The organism is Sorangium sp. So ce836, assembly GCF_028553905.1.
Taxonomy (GTDB): domain Bacteria; phylum Myxococcota_A; class Polyangia; order Polyangiales; family Polyangiaceae; genus Sorangium; species Sorangium cellulosum_D.
Window position 1 is genome coordinate 10,142,221 of record NZ_CP102233.1, and the last position, 19,882, is coordinate 10,162,102.

General features: G+C 69.8%; 19 protein-coding genes. 8 read left to right on the forward strand and 11 right to left on the reverse strand.

All coding sequences use genetic code 11. The features are described 5' to 3' along the window. Positions 1-22: 22 nt before the first annotated feature. Positions 23-988: a DUF72 domain-containing protein gene (locus tag NQZ70_RS36815; RefSeq protein ID WP_237244370.1), complete on the reverse strand. Its 966-nt coding sequence runs from the start codon at positions 986-988 to the stop codon at positions 23-25. A gap of 541 nt (positions 989-1,529) precedes the next feature. Here NQZ70_RS36815 and NQZ70_RS36820 point away from each other — a divergent pair. Beyond that, positions 1,530-1,934, forward strand: a complete 405-nt coding sequence (locus NQZ70_RS36820; RefSeq protein WP_237244371.1) for a hypothetical protein — start codon at positions 1,530-1,532, stop codon at positions 1,932-1,934. Positions 1,935-3,133: 1,199 nt separating this feature from the next. Here NQZ70_RS36820 and NQZ70_RS36825 read toward each other — a convergent pair. The 3 genes from NQZ70_RS36825 to NQZ70_RS36835 form a co-directional block, all read right to left on the reverse strand. After that, positions 3,134-3,484, reverse strand: coding sequence for a hypothetical protein (locus tag NQZ70_RS36825; protein ID WP_165374351.1), 351 nt, complete (start codon positions 3,482-3,484; stop codon positions 3,134-3,136). A gap of 8 nt (positions 3,485-3,492) precedes the next feature. Continuing rightward, positions 3,493-3,675, reverse strand: a complete 183-nt coding sequence (locus tag NQZ70_RS53540) for a hypothetical protein (protein ID WP_129578408.1) — start codon at positions 3,673-3,675, stop codon at positions 3,493-3,495. A gap of 108 nt (positions 3,676-3,783) precedes the next feature. Then, complete coding sequence (locus NQZ70_RS36835; protein ID WP_129578409.1) at positions 3,784-4,170, reverse strand: RNA-binding protein; 387 nt, start codon at positions 4,168-4,170, stop codon at positions 3,784-3,786. Positions 4,171-4,658: 488 nt separating this feature from the next. Between NQZ70_RS36835 and NQZ70_RS36840 the strand changes: the two genes are divergently transcribed. Beyond that, complete coding sequence (locus tag NQZ70_RS36840) at positions 4,659-4,943, forward strand: cupin domain-containing protein (RefSeq protein ID WP_129578410.1); 285 nt, start codon at positions 4,659-4,661, stop codon at positions 4,941-4,943. On the opposite strand, the gene NQZ70_RS36845 is transcribed toward NQZ70_RS36840, so the two are convergent. From NQZ70_RS36845 to NQZ70_RS36860, 4 genes are all read right to left on the reverse strand, one after another. Then, positions 4,925-5,854 (reverse strand): undecaprenyl-diphosphate phosphatase, encoded by a 930-nt coding sequence (locus NQZ70_RS36845; protein ID WP_129578411.1) that lies wholly within the window; start codon positions 5,852-5,854, stop codon positions 4,925-4,927. The two genes, NQZ70_RS36840 and NQZ70_RS36845, sit on opposite strands and share 19 nt — an antisense overlap. Before the next feature lie 51 nt (positions 5,855-5,905). Next, positions 5,906-7,228: a triacylglycerol lipase gene (locus NQZ70_RS36850; RefSeq protein ID WP_129578412.1), complete on the reverse strand. Its 1,323-nt coding sequence runs from the start codon at positions 7,226-7,228 to the stop codon at positions 5,906-5,908. Positions 7,229-7,381: 153 nt separating this feature from the next. Then, positions 7,382-8,140, reverse strand: coding sequence for a ferritin-like domain-containing protein (locus tag NQZ70_RS36855; protein ID WP_129578413.1), 759 nt, complete (start codon positions 8,138-8,140; stop codon positions 7,382-7,384). Beyond that, positions 8,137-9,360 (reverse strand): hypothetical protein, encoded by a 1,224-nt coding sequence (locus NQZ70_RS36860; RefSeq protein WP_129578414.1) that lies wholly within the window; start codon positions 9,358-9,360, stop codon positions 8,137-8,139. The genes NQZ70_RS36855 and NQZ70_RS36860 overlap by 4 nt, the downstream gene beginning before the upstream one ends. Positions 9,361-10,137: 777 nt before the next feature. Between NQZ70_RS36860 and NQZ70_RS36865 the strand changes: the two genes are divergently transcribed. Further along, positions 10,138-10,710, forward strand: coding sequence for a response regulator (locus NQZ70_RS36865; RefSeq protein WP_129578415.1), 573 nt, complete (start codon positions 10,138-10,140; stop codon positions 10,708-10,710). Positions 10,711-10,840: 130 nt separating this feature from the next. On the opposite strand, the gene NQZ70_RS36870 is transcribed toward NQZ70_RS36865, so the two are convergent. Together NQZ70_RS36870 and NQZ70_RS36875 are read right to left on the reverse strand one after the other, a co-directional pair. Then, the gene (locus tag NQZ70_RS36870; RefSeq protein ID WP_129578416.1) at positions 10,841-11,305 is read right to left on the reverse strand and encodes a VOC family protein; all 465 of its coding nucleotides are present in this window, start codon (positions 11,303-11,305) and stop codon (positions 10,841-10,843) included. Between the two features lie 91 nt (positions 11,306-11,396). Further along, a complete protein-coding gene (locus NQZ70_RS36875; RefSeq protein ID WP_237244372.1) occupies positions 11,397-12,230 on the reverse strand; it encodes an AraC family transcriptional regulator in 834 nt (277 codons plus the stop codon). 598 nt (positions 12,231-12,828) lie between these two features. On the opposite strand from NQZ70_RS36875, the gene NQZ70_RS36880 reads away from it, so the two are divergent. The 3 genes from NQZ70_RS36880 (at position 12,829) to NQZ70_RS36895 (ending at position 15,981) form a co-directional block, all read left to right on the forward strand. Continuing rightward, a complete protein-coding gene (locus tag NQZ70_RS36880) occupies positions 12,829-14,316 on the forward strand; it encodes a DUF1592 domain-containing protein (protein WP_165374352.1) in 1,488 nt (495 codons plus the stop codon). After that, entirely contained in the window at positions 14,277-14,951 is a 675-nt protein-coding gene (locus NQZ70_RS53545) for a DUF1552 domain-containing protein (RefSeq protein WP_408022446.1), read from the forward strand. Before NQZ70_RS36880 ends, NQZ70_RS53545 begins: the two co-directional genes overlap by 40 nt. 451 nt (positions 14,952-15,402) lie before the next feature. Then, entirely contained in the window at positions 15,403-15,981 is a 579-nt protein-coding gene (locus NQZ70_RS36895) for a superoxide dismutase (RefSeq protein ID WP_129578419.1), read from the forward strand. A gap of 25 nt (positions 15,982-16,006) precedes the next feature. On the opposite strand, the gene NQZ70_RS36900 is transcribed toward NQZ70_RS36895, so the two are convergent. Continuing rightward, entirely contained in the window at positions 16,007-17,071 is a 1,065-nt protein-coding gene (locus NQZ70_RS36900) for a DUF4423 domain-containing protein (protein ID WP_237244373.1), read from the reverse strand. Positions 17,072-17,089: 18 nt separating this feature from the next. On the opposite strand from NQZ70_RS36900, the gene NQZ70_RS36905 reads away from it, so the two are divergent. Then, positions 17,090-17,716 (forward strand): hypothetical protein, encoded by a 627-nt coding sequence (locus tag NQZ70_RS36905; RefSeq protein ID WP_237244374.1) that lies wholly within the window; start codon positions 17,090-17,092, stop codon positions 17,714-17,716. A gap of 216 nt (positions 17,717-17,932) precedes the next feature. After that, complete coding sequence (locus tag NQZ70_RS36910) at positions 17,933-19,738, forward strand: carbohydrate binding domain-containing protein (RefSeq protein WP_129578420.1); 1,806 nt, start codon at positions 17,933-17,935, stop codon at positions 19,736-19,738. Positions 19,739-19,882 lie beyond the last annotated feature (144 nt).

The following is a 19,882-nucleotide window of genomic DNA, read 5'->3' on the forward strand; positions in this document are numbered from 1 at the left end:
ACGCCGCGAGGGCGGCCGGCGCTCAGTGGACGGTCGAGGCTGCCTGTTCCGGGGCCGGCGCGCGATCCAGCGACTCGGCCCTTCGGGCGAGCAGGGCCATGAGCCCCTTGGCCCCGAGCACGGCGTAATCGGACACGCAGTTGTTGAAGATCGCGTGGACCCGCTCCGCCTGCTGGGAGAGCCGCGCGACGGTCTCGGCCCAGGGGTCGAGCTCCGCGGGATCGTAAACGTACCTGAACTTCTCGTTCACGCTGACCGAGGCGCCCCAGGTCTCCGCGCGGCGGCCGTGAAAGCGCACCACGGCGAGGCGCGGATCGGCGACGAGCGGGGTGGGAGGCATGCTGTTCTCCTTGCCCTGCGGCTCGTCGACGATGACGTAGAAGGCCTCGAGATCCCGCAGGAAGTCCACGACGCGCTCGATGCGGTCGGGCTCGCCCCAGGACGCGTGACGGAGCTCGACGGCGAGCGGGATCCCCTCCATGCGACCGCGGCAGTCCTCGATGACCCTCACGTTGCCGCGCGTCGCCGTGAACCACGGCGGGAACTGGAACAGCACGTACCCGAGCTTGCGCGCTTGCCGCAGCGGCTCGACGGCTTGCCGGAAGCGCTCCCAGAGCACGTCTCTCGTCTCGGCCGGCAGGTCGCCGGGATAGAGACGGCGCCTGTCGAGGAGCGCCGGCGGCAGGGCGCGCTGGACGTCCGCGGGGAGGCGGGCGGGCTCCACCGGGTGCTGGGTGAGCGGCGCGAACGCCTTCATGTTGAGCACGAAGTCGGGCGCCGTCCGCTGGACCCACTGCGCCACCATCGCCGTGCGGGGGAGGGCGTAATAGGTCGAGTTGACCTCGACCACGGGGAACTGGGACGCGTAGAACTTGAGCCGTTGCTCCGGGCTCGACGCGCCCTTCGGATAGAATCGCTGGCTCTTCACCAGGGTGGGGTCGGTCCAGCCGGCGGTCCCGGCGAGGACGTTGGCCCAGCGGGCGGGCACAGGCGCGCACCCCGCGAGAGCGCTGGCGCGCGCGAGCCGATCTTCGTGCTGGTGCGGAGTCTCCTCTGAGGGCGACCGCGGCGGGTCGCGCAGGGCTGCTTGGTGCATATCGAGGGCAACGTAAGGCCTTTTCGCGGCGACGGAAGCGCTCTCCAGGAGATTCGGCCAGAGGCGCTCATCGTATCTCCTGGAGATCCGCGCTGCTGTCGAGCACGTGTTGCGTACGTACGCTCATGCCCGCTCGCCGCGTTCGACACATTCCGCTCGACATTGGAATTTTCTCACGCGCTCTGGGGCGCTCCGGGCGTCGCGAGCAGCGGATGTCGATCCGGCGCAGGCGGTCCACCATCACCGCCTCGCGGGGCCTCCGTCGCTTCTCCTCCGGGCCGCTTCTATCTACGGGCCTCTCCTCCCTACGGGCCTCTCCTCCGGGATCGCCGAGTTCCTGGAGAGCCCAGATTGTGCATGCGCCGCCCCGCGGCATGCGCTATACTGAATAACGGCAGGGGCTTGGTGCATTCCTGCGCGACAGAGGTGATCGATGTACTCAGCGAACCGCCGCAGGAATATCGAGCGGGAGGAGCGCATGCAGCTCCGCGGGAAGCGGGAGCAGGCAGCTGGCAAGCTCCTTCACAAGGTGCCGGATCTGATGAGCTTGAACCTGGAGATCCGCGAGGCCCGGCCCGACGCGGCCAAGAATGACACGCAGTACATCCGTCGCGTCGTCGTCGAGCACGCGCCGGCGCTGTTCGAGATGCCGTGCTCGTACTCTTCCTGCGACAACGGCGGCTACGACGTGACGCAGGAGGTGCTGAGCGCCCTCGCTTCGCGCGCGGCGCGCTTCGAGGGCGAATGCGTGTGTCGGGGGAGCTGTGGCAGCGCGTTCTGCTCCAGGGTCCTCCGGTACGTCGCCACGGCCACGTACCGGGCGACCCCCGAGGCGTAAGGACCGGGGACGGCGGTCCTCGCCTGAGGCCGCCTCGGACGGCGCGAGCGGATCGAGCCTACCAAGGACGTTGGAGCGAGCTCGACCGGACGTCGGGGCCGCGCGCGAGGAGCGCGGCTCGACCGCAAGCACAGGAGCGAGCGAAGCAAAGGCCACATCCACGGCGATGGCGGGCGATGAGGTCGATGCACCTCCGATCCAGCTCGCCTGCTGCGCCTCCAGCGCGGACGGCCGAAAGCGTCGTCGACGCAGCGCGGCCCCTGCTGCTGCATGGAGCATGCATTGGGAACCAGTGTCGAAGGATCCCCGATGGCACACGCATCAGGATCATCGTGGAATAGGACATGTCCCCGTTCAGCACCGAAGTCACCTATTCACAAATTTCCATTTTCAATCGTGCCCACAAGATCCATTCACCGAAACAGTCGTAATCGAACTGGTTCCGGGGGATTACACGGCGCTCTTCGAGCGCGGCCGATGCCGTGATTCAGATACGCGATCCACTCACGGGGTGCCGGCGGAGTGGGTTCATGCAGATGGAGAACAACGCGGAGGACAATGGGCTTCATTCACTCGGGGGAATCGAAGCGTCTTGACGGCGACGCCGTCCCCCTCTGACCTCGTCGCCAGACCAATCCCAGCTCACACCGCGCTTGCCTGGCGGTCCCAGCTCGTACGTGACGCCTTCCAGCGCAATTGACGAGGGAGGTCTTCGGAAGCATCACGAGCGCCACCGGCCTCGGCGCGGCGATCGGTGCGCCGGCGCCGGAGGCCTCGAGGTCTGCCGGACGGGCCGATCACCCGTTCCGGGAGGCCTCCCGGCCTCTCCAGCAGGTCAACGACCTCCGGAAAGAGCCCGATCGGCCTGCGCCAGCACGTCGGCGACCCGTTCCGGGAAGCCCCGGGGCATCTCCGAGCGCGCCGGTGACCCTTCGAGCCACCCCCGGGGTATCTCCCCGCCTGCCGGTGACCCTTCGAGCAAGCCCCGGAGGCGGGTGGCCCACGTCGGTTACCGCCCCGCCCCGACCGGGATGGCCCTGCCCTCCCCGCCCGCGTCAGGCCCGCGCTCCAGCACCTCTCGCGCACATCGAGTACGCCAAGAAATCTCAATACTTTGGCGCCCGTGGCGGTTCGATCCGCTGCGGCGCCGCCTGCGGTAAGTACCGCACCACCCCATGTCGTGTGCGGGAGTCGCGTCTCTACGGCGTCTCGGGCTCGAGATGCCTGCGCCACTCGTCCCGCGCGCTCGCGTTCGCGGTCCGGGCGGCGAGCTCGCGCTCCACGCCGGTGATGGCGGGCATCTTGCGGCGCAGCAGCTCGCCCGGGAGGGAGCTCTCTACCTGCGTCCGCGCTTCGCGCAGCGTGCCGGGCCATCCGCCGGCGGTGGGGCGGCCCTCGCGATGAAGGTCTTGACGCCACCGCTTGGCCCACGCCTGGCCCACGGCGGTCGCGCTCTGCTCGATGAACCGCTGCCGATCGGTCGGCGGCGCAGCGCTGTCCCGATCGGTCGCCGGCTCGGGCGGAGCGCCCTCGGCGCCCCCGCTCGGCACGGCGCGTTTCACTCCACGACCGGAGGCTGAGGCCCCGGGACGATCCCCGCGATGTCCGGATCCTCTCCCGGTGCGCCGCTGCTGCCGGGGCCCTTTTCCTTGCGGCGCGCGAGGCGGTTCGCGTCTTTCTCGCGCTGCTTCTCTTGCCGTGCGCGTTCCTTTTGCCGCTTCAATGCTCCCTGCTTCTGCATGCGGAACCAGGCCTTTCGGCGCCCTCCGGCGCGTTCTTCAGCGCCCTCGGGCGCGCTCTGAAGGCGCAGGCGCGGCGGCGCACGAGCCCCGCCGCGCCGCGCCGTTGATCAGTACCGGTCCCGACCGCCGCCGCGGCCACCGCGGCCGCCACCGCCGCCGCCATAGCCACCGCCGCCGCCGCCGTAGCCACCACCGCCGCCGCCGAAGCCACCGCCGCCACCACCGAAGCCGCCGCCGCCGCGCGCCGGGCGCTCCTGCGCCTCGTTGACCTTGAGCGGGCGGCCGTCCAGGAGGGCGCCGTTCAGCTGCGAGATCGCGCTGTTCGCGGCCTGGACAGAGCCCATGGTCACGAACGCGAAGCCGCGCGGCTGCCCGGTCTCACGATCGGTCGGCATCGCGATCTCGCGGACCTCGCCGGCTGCGGCGAACGCGGACTCGAGCGTCTCGCGGGTGGTGCTGAACGAAAGATTTCCTACGTAGAGACGATTTCCCATGTCATCCTGCTTTTACGGCTTTCTGATGCGCCATGAGGCGCTCTCGGCCTGCCATCCGACGAAGCCGTAACGGATCGAACGGAGACGTGCCGCGCGGAACTCCCGCGCGGTCACACGGTGCGTCGTCCAGTCGTCCGAGCGAGCTGCAGTCTCCCTCGCGAGAGGGAAGAGGGAAAGCGTCGTGTCGAGGGCCAGGGACGTTCGTGAGGAGGAGCATCCTAGCCCGACGTGCCCTCGTTCGCAAGCAGGCCGTTCCGTCTTCCGTCGCTCTTCCGTCGCCTCCGCGGTCGAGGCTGTTTCTGCTGCTTTCGAGGAGGTCGCGCGTCCAGCCGCCCCGGCGCGTGGGCCAGGGCGCCGACGAGCTCGCAGGCGCCGACGCTCCTCCACCAGGGCGCTCCACCAGGGCGCTCCACCGCCGTCCGTCCCGACAAAGATCCGACGTCGAAGAAGCGGGCAACATCTCCGGCGCGTCGGGCAAAATAGCGCGCATGAACACGACGACGCGCGATGAGGTGTTGAAGCGCTGGCGCGCCCGCGGCTTCCACGGCGGGCTCTGGACCGACCCGCCCGGCCGCGTGTGGGAGGACTTCGTTCACGAGGACGACGAGCTCTTGATGGTCCTCGAAGGCGAGCTCGAGCTCACGCTCGCGGGCAGGAAGCTCGTGCCCCGCATCGGCGAGGAGATCGAGATCCCGGCCGGCGTGGTGCACACCGTCCGCAACCGGGGGGCGACGACGGCCCGCTGGCTGTACGCCTACGGGCGGCTCGGGTGATCGCCGGCGCGGGCGAGGGCGCCCGCCGAGGCCGCGACGTCCCCGCGCGGCGCGGGCTCGGCTGCGGCGCCGGCGTCGGCCGGCGCGGCCGTGGCGGGGCGGCTCGCGACCCAGAGCCACAGGACGACGGCGCCGAGCGCGATGCGGTACCAGCCGAACGGCGCGAGGCCGTAGCGCTTGAGGTACCGCAGGAAGACCGCGATCACGAGGAGGGCGACCACGAACGAGACGGCGAGGCCGACGGCGAGCGCGGCGGCGCCGCCGGGCGCGTCGAGGAGGGCGCCGCCGTTCTTGGCGAGGTCGAAGACGGTCGCGGCGCCGAGCGTCGGGATGGCGAGGAGGAACGAGAACTCGGCGGCGGCGGCGGTGCTGAGGCCGGAGAGCTGCCCGCCGACGATGGTGGCCATCGAGCGCGACGCGCCGGGCCAGAGCGAGAAGCACTGGGCGACGCCGATCGCGAGCGCGCGCTGCAGCGTCACGTCCTCGACCCGGGGCGCGCCCTGGTCCGGCCGGCGCCGGCGGGCGGACTCGACGCCGATCATCAGGAAGCCGCCGGCGATGAGCGCGACCGCGACGGGGCCGGGGCCGAAGAGGTACGCCTTGATGGCCTTGTGGAAGAGCAGGCCGACGAGGGCGGCCGGGAAGAAGGCGAACGCGAGGGCGAGCGCGAGGCGGAGGCTGTCCGGATCGCGCCGGAAGATGCCGCGCACGGTGACGGCGAGCCGCTCGCGGAAGTAGACGACGACGGCGAGCACCGCGCCGAGCTGGATCACGATGTCGAGCGTCTTCGCCGCCTCGCTCTCGTGGCCGAGCCACGCGCCGAGCAGGATGAGATGACCGGTGGACGAGACGGGGAGGAACTCGGTCAGGCCCTCGAGGACCCCGAGCAGGACGGCATCGAACCAGAACATTGCGCGGAGTCTAGCCGCACGCGGGCCGCGGGTGGTGATCGAGAGAGCGGCTCAGCCCTCCGCCGGCGGCGGGGCGCTCGGCGCGGCCGGCCGCGCGCGGTCCGCGCGGTCCGCGGGAGACGCGCTCGAGCGCGCGGCGCCCGCCGTCATCGCGGGGAGGAGCTCGTCGGCGATGGCCGCGTACAGCTCGAAGAACTGCTCGTCCCGGAACCGCGAGCCGCTGCGGAAGAGACCCCGCTTGAACCGCGACCAGCGGACCTCCTGCCCCGGGAGCGCGGCGCGCAGCTCCCAGCGGTCGTAGTGCCCGATGACGTCGGCGTGATCGGCGACCACGATCGCCGCGAGCTCCTCCGGCGACCCCGGATCCACGAGCTGATGGGCGGTGTTGACGACACCATCGTTGCTCGACGGGGAGATGGGCCCAGCGGGGCTGTCCGGGAACTTGATGACGCGGCACGGCCGCGGCGGCCCCCCCTGCGCGTGCAGCCGCAGCTCGTCCTCGAGGCGCCCGATGGCCTCGGCCGCGATCCGGCTCGGCGCGCCGGACGCCGTGTTCGCGGCCCGCTTGTGGAGGTCGACGAAGAAAGGATCGGAGTCGTCGCTCGCGTTCGCCACGGTCACGAAGCTCCGCAGGCGGGCCGGATGCCGCGGCCCGGCGCTTTTGTCCCTGTCCCGCACCTCGGCCATGCTCTCCGGCGTGAGGGCGTCGATGAGCTTCCGGTTGTTGCCCACGTCGAGGAAGAACCCCCACAGCTCCGTCACCGTCGCGAAGGTGAGATCGAACGCCGAGAGCGCCGATTCGACCACCGTCAGGCGAAGCAGGTTGAAGAGCGGCGGAATGGCCGTCACCGACCCCGGCTGGACGCCGGAGCCGACCAGCCGTGCCAGGTCGGAGTGGGCGAGGTACGTCCCCCAGTGCGGCGCGCAGAGGGAGACGACCGACCGGATCCTCGGACGCCACCCGCTCACCGGATCGAGGTCCTCGTCGTCCCAGCGGTCCTTGCCCTGAGGCCGGGCGCTGGTGAGCAGCTGGGCGTGCACGCCGCCGGTGCTGTGGCCGACCAGGTGGAGATTGGCGCTCGGGAACTGCTGGACGACCTTTTTGAGAAAGACGATCAGCGACGCCTGGCACTCGGCGAGGGACGCCGTGGGCCGCGACGTGACAGGGATCACCGGGACGAGGCCGGGACGGCCGAGCTTCACCTCGAGCGCGCCGCGCAGCGCGCCGCAGACGCGGTCGGCGAAGTAGAAGAAGCCGCCGAAGTGGTCGAAGCCGAGGAATCCGGGGACGAGGACCACGACGTCCCTCACCTCGGGAGCCACCTTGGGCTCCTCGTGCCGACCGCCGAGCTGCAAACGAAGCTGTTCGAGCATGAAGGGCACCCCCGGAGCGGCGTCGCGCGCGGCCCGATCGCGGGCCGGCGTGGGCCATCCTAGCGGATCGGACGCGCCCTGGTCGAGCCGGTGCGTCGCTCGCAGGGCCGCGGCGCGCGGGCCTTCGTCAGGCGTCTGCCCTCGCGGCGCGGCTCAGCTCGTCGTCCTGCCGCTCAGCGCGTTGTCCCCCTGGGCCCGCGCGAACACCGACGCCTTGACCCAGGAGCGCACCATCGTGAGGTGCCGCGCCTCGGCGGCCCGCGCCGCCTGGAACCGCGACAGGACCTCCTGGTCGCTCAGGCCCTGGCCCATGTCGATGAGCACGTCCCACGCGTCGTTGTCCGTGAGCTCGGCGATCAACATCGCCTCCAGCGCGTCGGCCAGGTTGGTCCTCGGATCCGTGACGACCTTGATGAGGCCGCACGAGGCGACCCCGTGGACGTCGGCCAGCGGCGTCTCGGCCGTGGGATCGGCGCCCAGCATCCGGATCACGGAGGCGACCAGGAGGAAGTGCTCGGCCTCCTCCCTGTAGATCTGCTCGATCTCCGCGCGCGTCGGCCCGCCCTCGAACGACCCGAGCGCGTCGAACTTCGCGAGCACCCCCTTCCATAGCCGGCTCCCCGCCCGCTCGAAGGCGAGGCGCTCGCCCAGCTTGTCGAGCAGGACGAGCGGCGCCTCGCCCTTCAGCGCCTGGAGGGCCGACTTCACGGCGCCCTTGAGCGTGCCGGGAGGAGGCATGGTGCCGACCCGCTCCTCCCGCCGCGCGTAGTGCGCGACGACGTTGGCGATGGCCGAGTCGTCGCCAACGCTGCTCGGCGGCATGATCCTCGCCCCGACGACGACCTCCTTCGAGTCCATCGGAGACATGTCCATCCCGGTGCGGTTCATCCCCGCGGTCGTCTCGGTCTTCATGCTGACCTCACTTGGTACACCCTGGCCCCGTTGCCGTTCGCTTCCTTGCCGTGGACCGCCTGCGCGGCGAGCTCCGTCCCGGGGACCCACACGTACCCGGCGGCCACCGCCTCGGACGGCGATCCGCTCATGTTGATCCGCTCGCGGTAGGCGAGCGTCTGCGGGGACTCCGGGATCTGCATGGGATCCACGATGTTCTTGCCGACGGCGCGCAGGTGCACCTCGCCCTGGAGGACGCGGCGCACGAACTCGCGGTGGCTCCGGAACTCGATGGGATCGGGCAGCTTGGCCGGCAGGAGCTCCGCCGAGTCCCTGCCCTCGATCTGCTCGAAGAGGCGGCGCACGTGGTGCAGCTGCCCGAGCTCGTAGTCGACGAACCGCTCCCAGATGGCCTTGATCCGGGGGTTCGACTCGGACTTCGCACAGCTGTAGTAGTTGTAGACCTCGGTCGCCTCGTGCAGCAGCCACTTCTCGAGCCAGCTCTCGCTGGGATCGATGATCGACTCGTACTGCGTGACGTGCTGCTCCTCGATGGAGGCGATCTCCGCGTAGAGCTGCCGGGCCATGGGGTCGGCGAACGTCGGGCCGACGTTCATGTAGTAGTCGTGCGTCTGGTGCTCGGACGCCATGATCGTGAGCGCGTGCAGCTTGGAGAGCGGCGCCGCGGTCCTCCGATCGTAGGGGGCCCGCAGGTCGTCGTCGGGGTGACGGTGCTCGACGCTCGTGGGCCTGCCGGGGCAGATGTCCGTGTAACACTGCAGGATGTTGTTCGCGTCCTTGCCGTGCACCCGGTCCATCAGCGCCGCGTAGCGGTACAGGTGGTCGAAGTCCTCGAGCATCCCGAACCGATAGACCTGGGCCAGGTACTCGTCGGGCTCGTTCATCGCCACCGACGCGGTGACCTCGATGGCCACCTGCTCGAACCCGATGGTGGTCTCGAGCACCGACAGGTCCCCCGGGAGGAGCCAGTTCACCATCGTCTGCTGGTGATGCTCGACCCGGCGGATGCGGGCGAGCTCCTGCTGGAGCGCGCCGTTCATGCGAGCGCAGGCGTGCGAGAAGCGCACGGCCTCCGACTCGATGCCGTTCATCAAGATGATCCGGACGCGGGTGAACGCGTCATCGTTCAGCTTGCTGGACGGGATGCTGACCAGCTCCCGCCAATCGAACTGCTGTTTGTCGAGCGGTGTTCCCGGCTCGTTCAACAAATCAAGTGCCACCTTGACCTCCAGTGCCCGGGCTGTGTGCAAGAGGCGCTCCACGCGGGCGCCTGCCCTGTCCACGACAGCCGGGGGCCGCGATGGGGCACTTGGTCACAGCTGTCGCAAAATCGCCCGCGCGATCTGCCTCCGGCGCTCGCGACGCGCGCATGGAAGATATTGATGAGATCGGAGATCGCCGCGGCGCCGAGCAGGGACGAGGCCGCCCGCGCGACGCGCGGAGACAGAGCGACTGGCAGGCTCGGCGGGGCCTCCCGCAGCGCGCGACTGGCAGGCTCGGCGTGGCCCCCGGCGCGCGCCAGTGTGAAGATTCGAACATCACACCCGTGTTAACCATCATGCACCAATGTGAAGCTTCGAACATCGCACATTTGTTAATTATCATGCATCGCGCCCGCAGCAGCGATGTTCCGGTTCGTTCACGTCACACCCTCGACGTCCGGGCTACCTGAAAAGATGCCAATTTACGCAGGTCGAACGGATCTCGAGATCTGCTTTTGACCCGTCGAGAGGTCGTGTTGCGGTGTTGACTCCGACAAACGTGGTCGTGTAGCTTCCAAGGAAGAGGCCGTCGGCGCGGGGGGCGCCGGGCAGGCCGCTCGAACACACGCAAGCGCGCTCGCGCACCTCCGCGGCAACGCGGCACGGGGCGCGGACCCGCGATCGTCGCAGGAGGCAGCCACCGTGTCATCGACCGTAAGAGCCCATCGCACCTCTTCGCAGGGTCAACACAGAGGCGCCGTCAGCTCATCGTGCCGGCGCAGGTACTGCGTCCTCGTGGTCGACGACGACGAGCAGATGCTGAGCACCATCTCAGCGGTCCTCTCCACGGAGGTCGACGTCGTGGAGTGTACGTCGGCGGAGCACGCGCTCGCACTGCTCGAAACGAGGGAGTTTCACCTGGTCTGTTCGGATCTGCTCATGCCTGGGATGAGGGGTGACGAGCTCCTCCGGAAGGTCTCGATCATGCCCGTGTACACGAGCTGTCTCTTGATCACCGGGGCCGAGGAGTACGCGCGCTCGAAGGAGGCGGCTTATCACCACGTCCTGCTCAAGCCGTTTCATCCGGATCGGCTGGTGGCGATCGTCCTCCAGCTGGCGCGCCTCACCGAGATGAAGCGCTCGGTCCACTCGATGGCGGACTCGCTCACGCCCACGGACCCCGGGGGCGAGCTCGTGTCCTGCGACTGGACCGAGCCTTCAGCGCTGCCGGAGTCGTCGCGGGCGCCGAGATCCGCGAGGTTCGCGGGCCGCATGACGTGCGGCCCCGCGGCGCTCGAGCTGCAGGAGCTGCAGCCGGCGAGCGCCGTCGCGCCCTCGCCCCGCGCCCGCAGGCCGCGGGCCCGGTGAGCCTCGGGGCCGCGGTGCGCGCCGCGGCCCGCGCGGGCGCGGGCGCGGGCGGCGCCCCGGCGCGACGGCGGCGGAGCGACGCGGGCGGGCGGCGCGCGGCTCAGGCGCCGCTCGGGCCCTTCTCTTCCCATCATCTCGCCATGCGCACCTGCATCTCCTCGACGGAGACGTCCTCGATGACGGCCGACAGCTTCCACTGGTACCCGAACGGGTCCTCGATCCTGCCCTCGCGCCGGCCGTAGAACTGGTCGTCGATGGGATAGATGATCTTGGCCCCTGCCGCGACGGCGCGCGCGGCGACGGCGTCGGGGTCCTCGACGTTCAGCGTGATGACGATGGGCGAGCCGCCGAGCGCCTTCGGGCCGCGGGCGTTCCACTGGGGGGCTTCATCCGCGACGGTGATCACGGAGTCGCCGATGACGAGCTCGGCGCAGACGATGGCGCCGCCCAGCTTCGGGTCGGCGAGGCGCAGCTTCTCGGTCGCGCCGAACGCCCTCTTGTAGAACGCGATGGCGTCCGAGGCGCCGGCCACGACGAGGTGCGGCACGACGGTGTGGTACGGAGGCGGGGCGATGGGGTGAGGTCGCGTGGTCATGGGCAGAGGATGTCCGCGCGGCCGGACCGGGTATTGTAAAAACGTGCCGGCGGGGTCGGCCGGCGACGCCGGCCGAGCCGCGGGCGATCGCTCAGCCGTCGAGCGGGACGTGGTTCCGCTCGCGCCGCCGCGCGACGTACTCGGTCGGGGTGAGGCCGGCGAACGCGCGGAAGTCGTGGATGAAGTGCGCCTGGTCGTAGTAGCCGCACGCGGCGGCGACGCCCGCCCACGAGACGCGCTCGCCGCGCTCGATCGCCGCGATCGCCTGCTGGAAGCGCCGCACGCGGCAGTAGCGCTTGGGGGTGAGGCCGACCTGCTCGGTGAAGGTGCGGATGAAGCGCTTCGAGGTCATCCCGAGCTGCCCGGTGACGTCGGCCACGGTGTACGCGCGGGAGGGGTCGGCGAACGCGGCGAGCGCGAAGTCGACCGCGGGGTCGCCCGCGCGGTCGGACGAGCCGCGCGGTCGGACGAGCCGCGCGGCGAGCGCGGCCTCGAGCGCGCGGAGCTTGTCGTCGGGGGTCCTCGCCTCGAGGACGCGCTCGCGGACGAGGGCGGCCTCGCGGCCCCAGAGCGCGTCGAGCGAGACGTGGGTGCCGCTGAGCTCCTCCGTGGCCGGGCCGAAGAACGGGAGGGCGCCGCCCGGGGTGAGCTCGGCGCCCACGATCGCGCGCTGCTCGGCCGTGTCGATCGCGAAGTGCTCGGCGTGGGCGCCGCAGACGGCGATGCCGGAGAGGCGGTGGCAGCGGGCGGGGGCGGCGGCGTCGTACCAGCGCAGCTCGTCCTCGGCGAGGTTGATGAGGAGGCTCATCGCGCCGCTGGGGAGCACGCGCTCGAGCAGGTCGGGGAGCTCGGGGGCGGCGTAGTACCAGAGCCGGCCGACGAAGCGGCCGAGGGGCGGAGGCGGAGCGTATGTGACGAAGCGCATGGGGCGGCCCGTGGGAGACAGCATGCCACGGGACGGGCGGCGAACGGGCGGCGACGACGGCCCTCTGGGCGGATTCCCCCGGAGAGCGCCGCCGGCCGCTGGCCCCGCCCGCCTGGAGTCCGAGGGATCCGGAGAGAGCGCTCGGCGCAAAGGCGCAAAGGCGCGAGAAGAACAAAGTTCTATGTATTTACTCCTGCGTTTTTGCGCCCTTCAAAGGCGCAAAGGCGCGAGGAGAGCAAAGTTTCATGTATTTACTTTTGAGCTTTTTCGCTCTTGAACCGGGGTTTACGTGGACTCGCTTCCGGAGCCATGCCGCTCGCCAGCGCTCGCGGGCTCTTCAATCGCCAGGCGCGCAAATGTATTCGATCGTGTTAACCGGTTCATCTAAACTTCCTTTTCGCAACGACCGCGCGGCGAGCCGCGGTCATCCCGACGTCGCCTCCGACCACACGTCGTGATGGCCAGCGCGGGCTTGCGCTTCGCATCAATGTCTTACGCCGCACGAGGAGTCGATATGAACTTAGGGGTAAGCCGACCGAGGCAGACACCATGGGCCGGGATCGCGAGCCTATGCGGTGCAATGTTGCTTCCTGGGTGTATGGGACGGATTGGTGGCGGGGACGGCGTCCAGGAGTCCGAGCTCCCGACGCTCCCGAACGACCCCTCCGCGATCGACGCCGCCTGCGAGGCGAACAACGGTGTTCTTCACGTGGGGTTGAGCAGGCTCCGCCGACTCACGCGGGAACAGCTGAACAACGCCATTCGCGATCTGCTCGGCGTCGAGGGGCGCCCCGCCGACGCGCTGGCGCCGGACGAGCGCATGGGGCCGTTTCACAGCAACGCCATCGCTCCGATCACGGATCTCCTCGTCCAGCAGGCGGCGGAGCTCGCGGCGCGGGTGGCGTCCGAGGCCGAGGGGCGCATGGCCCCGATCGCGCCGTGCAGCCTTGCGGACGACGACGGGACCTCGTGCGCGACCGAGCTCGTCGAGCGGCTCGGGCAGCGCGCGTACCGCCGCCCGCTCGAAGCGGACGAGATCCAGGGGCTCGTTTCGCTGTACGCGCTGGGCCGGCGATCGGGCGGGGCGTCGCGCGGCTTTCGCCTGGTGATCGAGGGACTGCTGCAGTCGCCGTCGTTCCTGTACCACGCCGATGTCGGCGAGTCCGGCGTCCCCTCCGCGACCCCAGAGCCGATGGATGGCTACGGCCTCGCCTCGCGGCTCTCGTTCTTCTTGTGGAACTCGATCCCCGACGCCGAGCTTGTCGATCTCGCCGCCGACGGCAGCCTGCTCGCGCGCGACGTGCTCGAAAGACAGGTCGACCGCATGCTGCAGGACCCGAGGGCAGGCGCCACGATCGCGCTGTTCCACCAGCAGTGGCTCGGGCTCTCGGAGCTGCCCAAGGCGCAGAAGGACCCCGAGCTGTTCCCGGCGTACAGCGAGGAGATGGCGAACGCCATGCTGAACGAGAGCGCCCGCTTCACGGATCACGTCGTGCGGCAGGGCGACGGCCTGCTCCGCGCGCTGCTCAGCGCGGACTACACGTTCCCGGAGGGCCCCCTGTTCGACCTGTACGAGATCGAGCCGCCGGACGGGTTCACGCCGGGAGACCAGGTGTCGCTCGATCCGAGCCGCCGCGCCGGGATCCTGACGCAGGCGGCGTTCCTCGCGCGCTGGTCTCACCACAACCAGACCTCCCCCATCCACCGCGGGATCGTCGTCCGTGAGAACCTCATGTGCCAGCCGCTCAGCCCACCGCCGGCGAACGTCAACAACGTCCCCCCGCCGGTGGACGACGTGACCTCCACGCGCGAGCGCTTCGCCCAGCACGTGGCGGACCCGGGCTGCGCGGGCTGCCATCAGTTCATCGATCCGATCGGCCTCGGCTTCGAGCATTACGACGCCATCGGCAAGTACCGCGCGACGGACGGCCTCGGCGAGGTGAACGCGGCGGGCGAGATCACGAGCGCGCGCGAGGACCTCGCGGGTCCGTACTACGGCGGCGTGGAGCTCGCGAGGGCTCGGAGCGCAGCTTCTCGCTCCACGCCATTCACGCGCCGCTCGATCCCTGGAAGTCGAAGCTGGTGATCCCGTGGGGGCTCAAGATGACGGCCGGCGGGGCCGGCGAGGCCCACGCCTTCGGCATGGCGGGGCTCTGGACGGCATCGACGCTGAACGGTCCGTCCTCCGTAGCGAACTTCGACGGCGGCAACGGAAACCGCACGGGCTGGGGGAGCGGCGCGTCGATCGACCAGATCATCGCCCGCGCCCACGGCAGCGGCATGCCGTACGAGCGCGCTCCGGACGACCCCGTGCAGGAGACGCCGTACCGCACCGTCGAGCTCGGGGTCCAGTGCCTGAATCCAAACAGCCTGAACCGGATGATCTACGCCGGCGAGAACTCTCCGATTCACCCCGAGACGAGCCCCAGGGCCGCGTTCAATCGGCTGTTCGCCGGGGCGACGTCGACCGGCGGGGCGCCCACGACCTGCACTCGTGGCTCGGACACACAAGCGATCACCACACGATGTCCCACGACGGGCAGGATCGACGCCGGGAGCTCCAGGAGATCGACGCCTGGTACTCGGAGCAGATCGCGTACCTGCTCGGGAGGCTCGACGCCGTGCGCGAGGGCGACGGCACGCTGCTCGACAACACGCTCGTCGTGGTGGGTAGGGAGCTCGGCAGCACGGCGCACCGCATGGAGCGTGTTCCTTTCGTGATGGCGGGAGGGGCGGGCGGGGCGCTGAAGACCGGGCGTTACCTCGGTTACGACGGGGCGGACCACGCCAAGCTCCTGGTCTCGATCGCCCAGCTCATGGGCCTGGAGACGAGCAGCATCGGGAACCGAAAGCGCGATTCCGGCCCGCTCTCCGGCCTCGTGTGATCCGCCGGACGCGGAGGCCTGCCGAGCACCGCTGCTGGTTTGCCCGCTGGCCGGGGGGGCCGCCTCTCCAAATGGATGGAAAGCTGCCAACGCGTTGGCAAGGCGCCGCGCGCCCCCGCCGGAGCTGCTACGTTGTCGCCGGACCCGGCGACGTGGAGCGGCTGCTTGGCCGCGAAGCGCGGGCGTTCGATCCGTGGCGGGAGCGCCACCCGGAGGTCTTCGCCGAGCTACTCACAACGGGCTGCGACGAGCGCGAGCCGTCGACACGCAACACGAGGAACAGAACCATGGCCTTTACCCTTCCCGAGCTCCCCTACTCCAGAGACGCACTGGTCCCCCACATCTCGGCCGAGACGCTCGATTTCCACCACGGCAAGCACCACAACGCCTACGTCACGAAGCTGAACGAGCTCGTGGCGGCGGACCCGGCGCTCGCGGGCAAGAGCCTCGAGGATCTCGTCCGCACGACGTCCGGCGCGGTCTTCAACCAGGCAGCTCAGGTGTGGAACCACACGTTCTACTGGCACAGCCTGAAGCCGCAGGGCGGCGGTGAGCCCCCCGCCGCCCTCCGCGCGGCGATCGAGGCGGCGTTCGGAAGCGTGTCGTCGTTCAAGGAGAAGTTCAGCGCCGCGGCCATCGGTCAGTTCGGCTCGGGCTGGGCTTGGCTGGTGAAGAACAGCTCCGGCAAGCTGGAGATCGTGCAGACGGGCAACGCCGGGAACCCGCTCACGGAGGGCAAGACGCCGCTGCTCACGTGCGACGTGTGGGAGCACGCGTATTACATCGACTACCGCAACGCCCGGCCGAAGTACGTCGAGGCGTGGTGGAACCTGGTGAACTGGGACCACGCCGCCTCGAAGCTGTGACCTGCGCGCTCCCCCCGTCCTCGCCTCACGCGCCCAGCTCGAAGAGCTGCATCGCCACCAGCGCGACGCAATCGGGCTCTCGCGAATCCGACACGATCTGACGAAGCTCGTGGAAATACCTCACGTGCAAGGCCCGTAGCCGCTCGAGGTCACGGCGCGCGACGCTGACGAGGTTGTAGGAATACAGCCCCGGATCGCCGCGACGCTGCCGGCGCGCGGCGACGTCGAGCCAGTGCGATTTCAATCGTTGTCTGGGTTCGGCGGCGCCGCGGGTCATGTCGACCGTCTCGGCCGTGGTGGCGTACCGCCCTTCGCGCCACCGGATCAGGCCTGCCCGCGACAGGGCTTCGCGGCACGCACGCACCTCGTCGTCCGGGAGCCCGAGGCGAGCGGCGACCCAGGCGTCGTCATGCCGGGGGAGGGCCGCGTAGCTCGCGAGCTCGAGGACGCGCAGGACGGCGTGAGACCAGGGTAGCTCCGTCGCTATCCGGCGGCGCTCCTCGAGCACGCGGAAGTCGCGCGCCACCGAGGGCAACTGCCCCGGATGCACGAAGAGGGCGAGGAAGTCGAGGAGCCGCTCGGTGGTCGCGTCGACGAGGGCCAGCACATCGGGGAGCCGGGGCTGGGACGTGCCCGCGATGAAGCGCGACACCTGGGACGCGCTGCGCCCGATACGGGCGCCGATCTCCGCGTTGCTCAGCGCTCCCTTGATGGCCTGAAAGAAGGCGGCCGTCAGGGCCGGGTCGGAGACGGCGACGTCGGCGCCGAAGGCCGACTCCTGGCGCACGAAGCCCGAGAGCTCACGATGGACGTCAACGCCGTTGTAGGCCGCGACGCGCAGCAGGGTGGGGAGCGTGGGAAAGCGCCGCCCGGACTCCCATCCGAAGGCGACGTTCGTGCCGTACCCGAGCCGGACGCTCAGCCGCCGCTGCGAGCGCCGGCCGCGGAGCGCCCGGCAGAAATCCTTTGCGATTTCATCGTATTGCGGCATCTTGTATCGCATATATGCATCGATGGTAGCACATCGGAGCGATAGAATAATGCGTGGCTGCGCTACGAGGCGCTTGCGCTGGCTCGGTCGCTGCGCCAAATGGGGGCGGAGACTTCGATGAACGTACGACTCGCTTGCTGGCTCTCGGCGGGGCTGCTCATGGGGTGCTCGCACGCCGGGGGACAGACGGGGGAGGTCGGCTCCGATCCCTGTGACTCCCTGCCGCTGACGGCTGGTCCGGCCGTGGAGCATGGCCTCACCGACCCGACGCCCCTCGGCGTGAGCGGCCAGGAGGCCCTCGATGCGACAGGCCGGGCCGGGAGCTTCGACGTGGCATGGGCCACCGGGATGATGAGCGCCGTGAGCTGGTCGCTCGTCGCCGACACCGAGAGCTCACCGACCGTGGCGTACATCGACCGCAGCGGCGAGTGTGGCGACGGGTATCTGCAGATCCTCGTGCTCGGGCATCTATCGAGCGCCGACGGCCTCCTCCACCACGAGCAGCGCGGGGCGCTCTATCGGGGCGACGACGGGGCCGCGCACCTTCGCCTGTCGTTCGTCTTCGACGAGAACCCGTTCCCGGACGTGTACGCCGGCGGAGGATCGGGGGACGGCTGCACGGGGTGCGGCGGCGCCTTCGACCTCTCCGTCGAATCGCGCTGGGAGGCGGGCGAGTCGGCCCCTCGAGGCCATGTGTACCTGCTCGAGAACGGGGCGCTGCTCGGCGAAGTCGGCGCCTTCTAAGCCCGATCCGCGGCGCGCGCGGCCGTCTTTCACCCACGGAGGCGGCCTGCGGCGCGCGAGGTCGGCGCAAGCGACTTCTCCCCGCGTCGGTGCGACGCGGCGATTCACGGATGTGGTGACGGAGAGGATCGACGCAGCTTGGCGCCGCGATGCACGCTTCCCGTGTGCGCGAGCCTGAGCCGGCGCTTTCCTCGTTTCAAAGAAGAAGGTTGGTTCATGAGTTTGGTTTCCAGGAAGATCAAGGTCAGAAGTCTCGCTGGGGTGCTCGCCGGTTGTGTCGGTCTGGTCGCCGCTCAGGCGTCGGCAGGCGTGGTCGTGGGTAAGCCCACGCCGCACGGCAACACCGCGTACCCCGAAGCCGGGACGACCCTGGCACGGGCAGGGACCTACACGCTGGTGGGCGCGCTCCAAGAGCACGTGAAGATCAGCGGGGAGCCGGAGCCCACGTTCCCCAGCACGATGCAGGGCGCCGTCTATTTGATGAACGGGACGAACGCCACGCCCGAGCGCGTTTACCAGTTCCCGGGCGTCGCCCAGTTCAACCTCCAGGCCGGGAGCCAGCTCGCGATCTCGAGCCGCTTCCTCGCGTTCGCGACCCGAGGCACGAACTCTTCCACCTCTCCGCAGGCGAACTCCGTGTTCATCGCCCGGAAGAGCAACGGCTCATGGGCGGAGTGCCCCCTGGTCGGCGGTCAGCGGAACTGCAACGACGCGGTGCGCGAGAACGGCCAGAACATCAGCCACGCCCTCACCCGCATCCCGCTCAGCTACCCCGCGCTGAGCAGCTTCAAGGACATCGCGCTCGCCCTCTCCGACGATTACCTCGTGATCGGCTACAAGCGACACAGCGTGCTCGAGATCTACCGCTACAACTCCTCGAACGACACGTGGGTCCTCGAGCACTTCCTCAACGAGCCGGACGAGCGCTTCACCGGCGCCGCGGTCGCGGTCGACGGCGACCTCGTCGCGGTCGGATCGCCGTGGTCCGACGGCGGCGAGGCCGGGGTCGAGCTCGGCTCGGTCCGCATCTTCCGCAGGAATGCCAGCGACGTCACCTGGAACGCCGTGGCCCTCGCGAGCGGCTATTTCTCGAGCGGCGCCTTCGGGCGAAGCCTCGCCATGGCCTCCGGGAACTTGGCTGTCACGTCCGGCGCGACGTTCCTCGTGAACGACGTGATGCCGCAGCAGCACCTCTCGTTTTACCGGGTGGCGGCCGACGGCACGATCACGGCGAGCCAATCGCTGGCGACGGCCTACCCTCACGTGCACCTGGCGCTCGACGGCGACACGCTGGCCAGCACGGTCGGCGGTGGAGACGAGGGCCTCTCGCTCTACAAGCGCGACGCCGCGTCGGGGCAGTGGGCCTACGAGACCGGCCTGATCCGCGACTTCTACAAGAGCGTCAACAGCTCCAACTCCGGGTACGGCGGCATCGATCCCATCGGCCTCGTGGGCGATGACCTGTCGCTCGGCTGGCGCGCGTTCTCGGGCCTTCTGGGCGGCGTGGTCCACGAGAAGGTCAGCCTGATCGACGCTTGCCGCGATCCTCTCAACCTCGTGAGCAACTGCTCTTTCGATAACGTGACCAACACCTCGCTCGCGGGGAGCCAGAGCAGCAGCGGCTGGCAGGTCCTCAGCTGGAACGGCGCCTCGGCATGGGCGGACTTCACCGGCCGCCAGATGCGCATCAACGTGCAGCAGCCCGGCTCCGACATGTGGCACATCCAGGCTCGCACCACGGTCAACTTGCCGCAGGCGGGGCGCTACCTGCTGACATTCCGCGCCAAGGCGGATGACGTGCGCACGTTCGTGGTGAACCTGGGACGCAACGGCAACAGCGACAACAACTGGGCGAGCTACGGTCGCGTGACCGCGGCGGCGGGCCCCGCATGGGTCATCTACTCGTTCGAGCTCCCGAACGTCCCGCAGGATTCCGCAGCGTTCCTCGACTTCAACGTCGGCAACGCAGGGACCGCGGCCGTCACCGTGGACAGCGTGAAGCTCGTTCGTCTGGCGCAGTAAAGACGTCGCGCAGTTGCCAAGAGCCCGCTCGGCTGCCCATGGTAAGGGGCTCGGCGGTCCCGCGGCAGCGGGCCGAGCACGCATGCACCGATGGCTCTGGAGCGGTCCCTTTCTTGCGAGGGCCGCTCCAGCGCGGACGGCGCA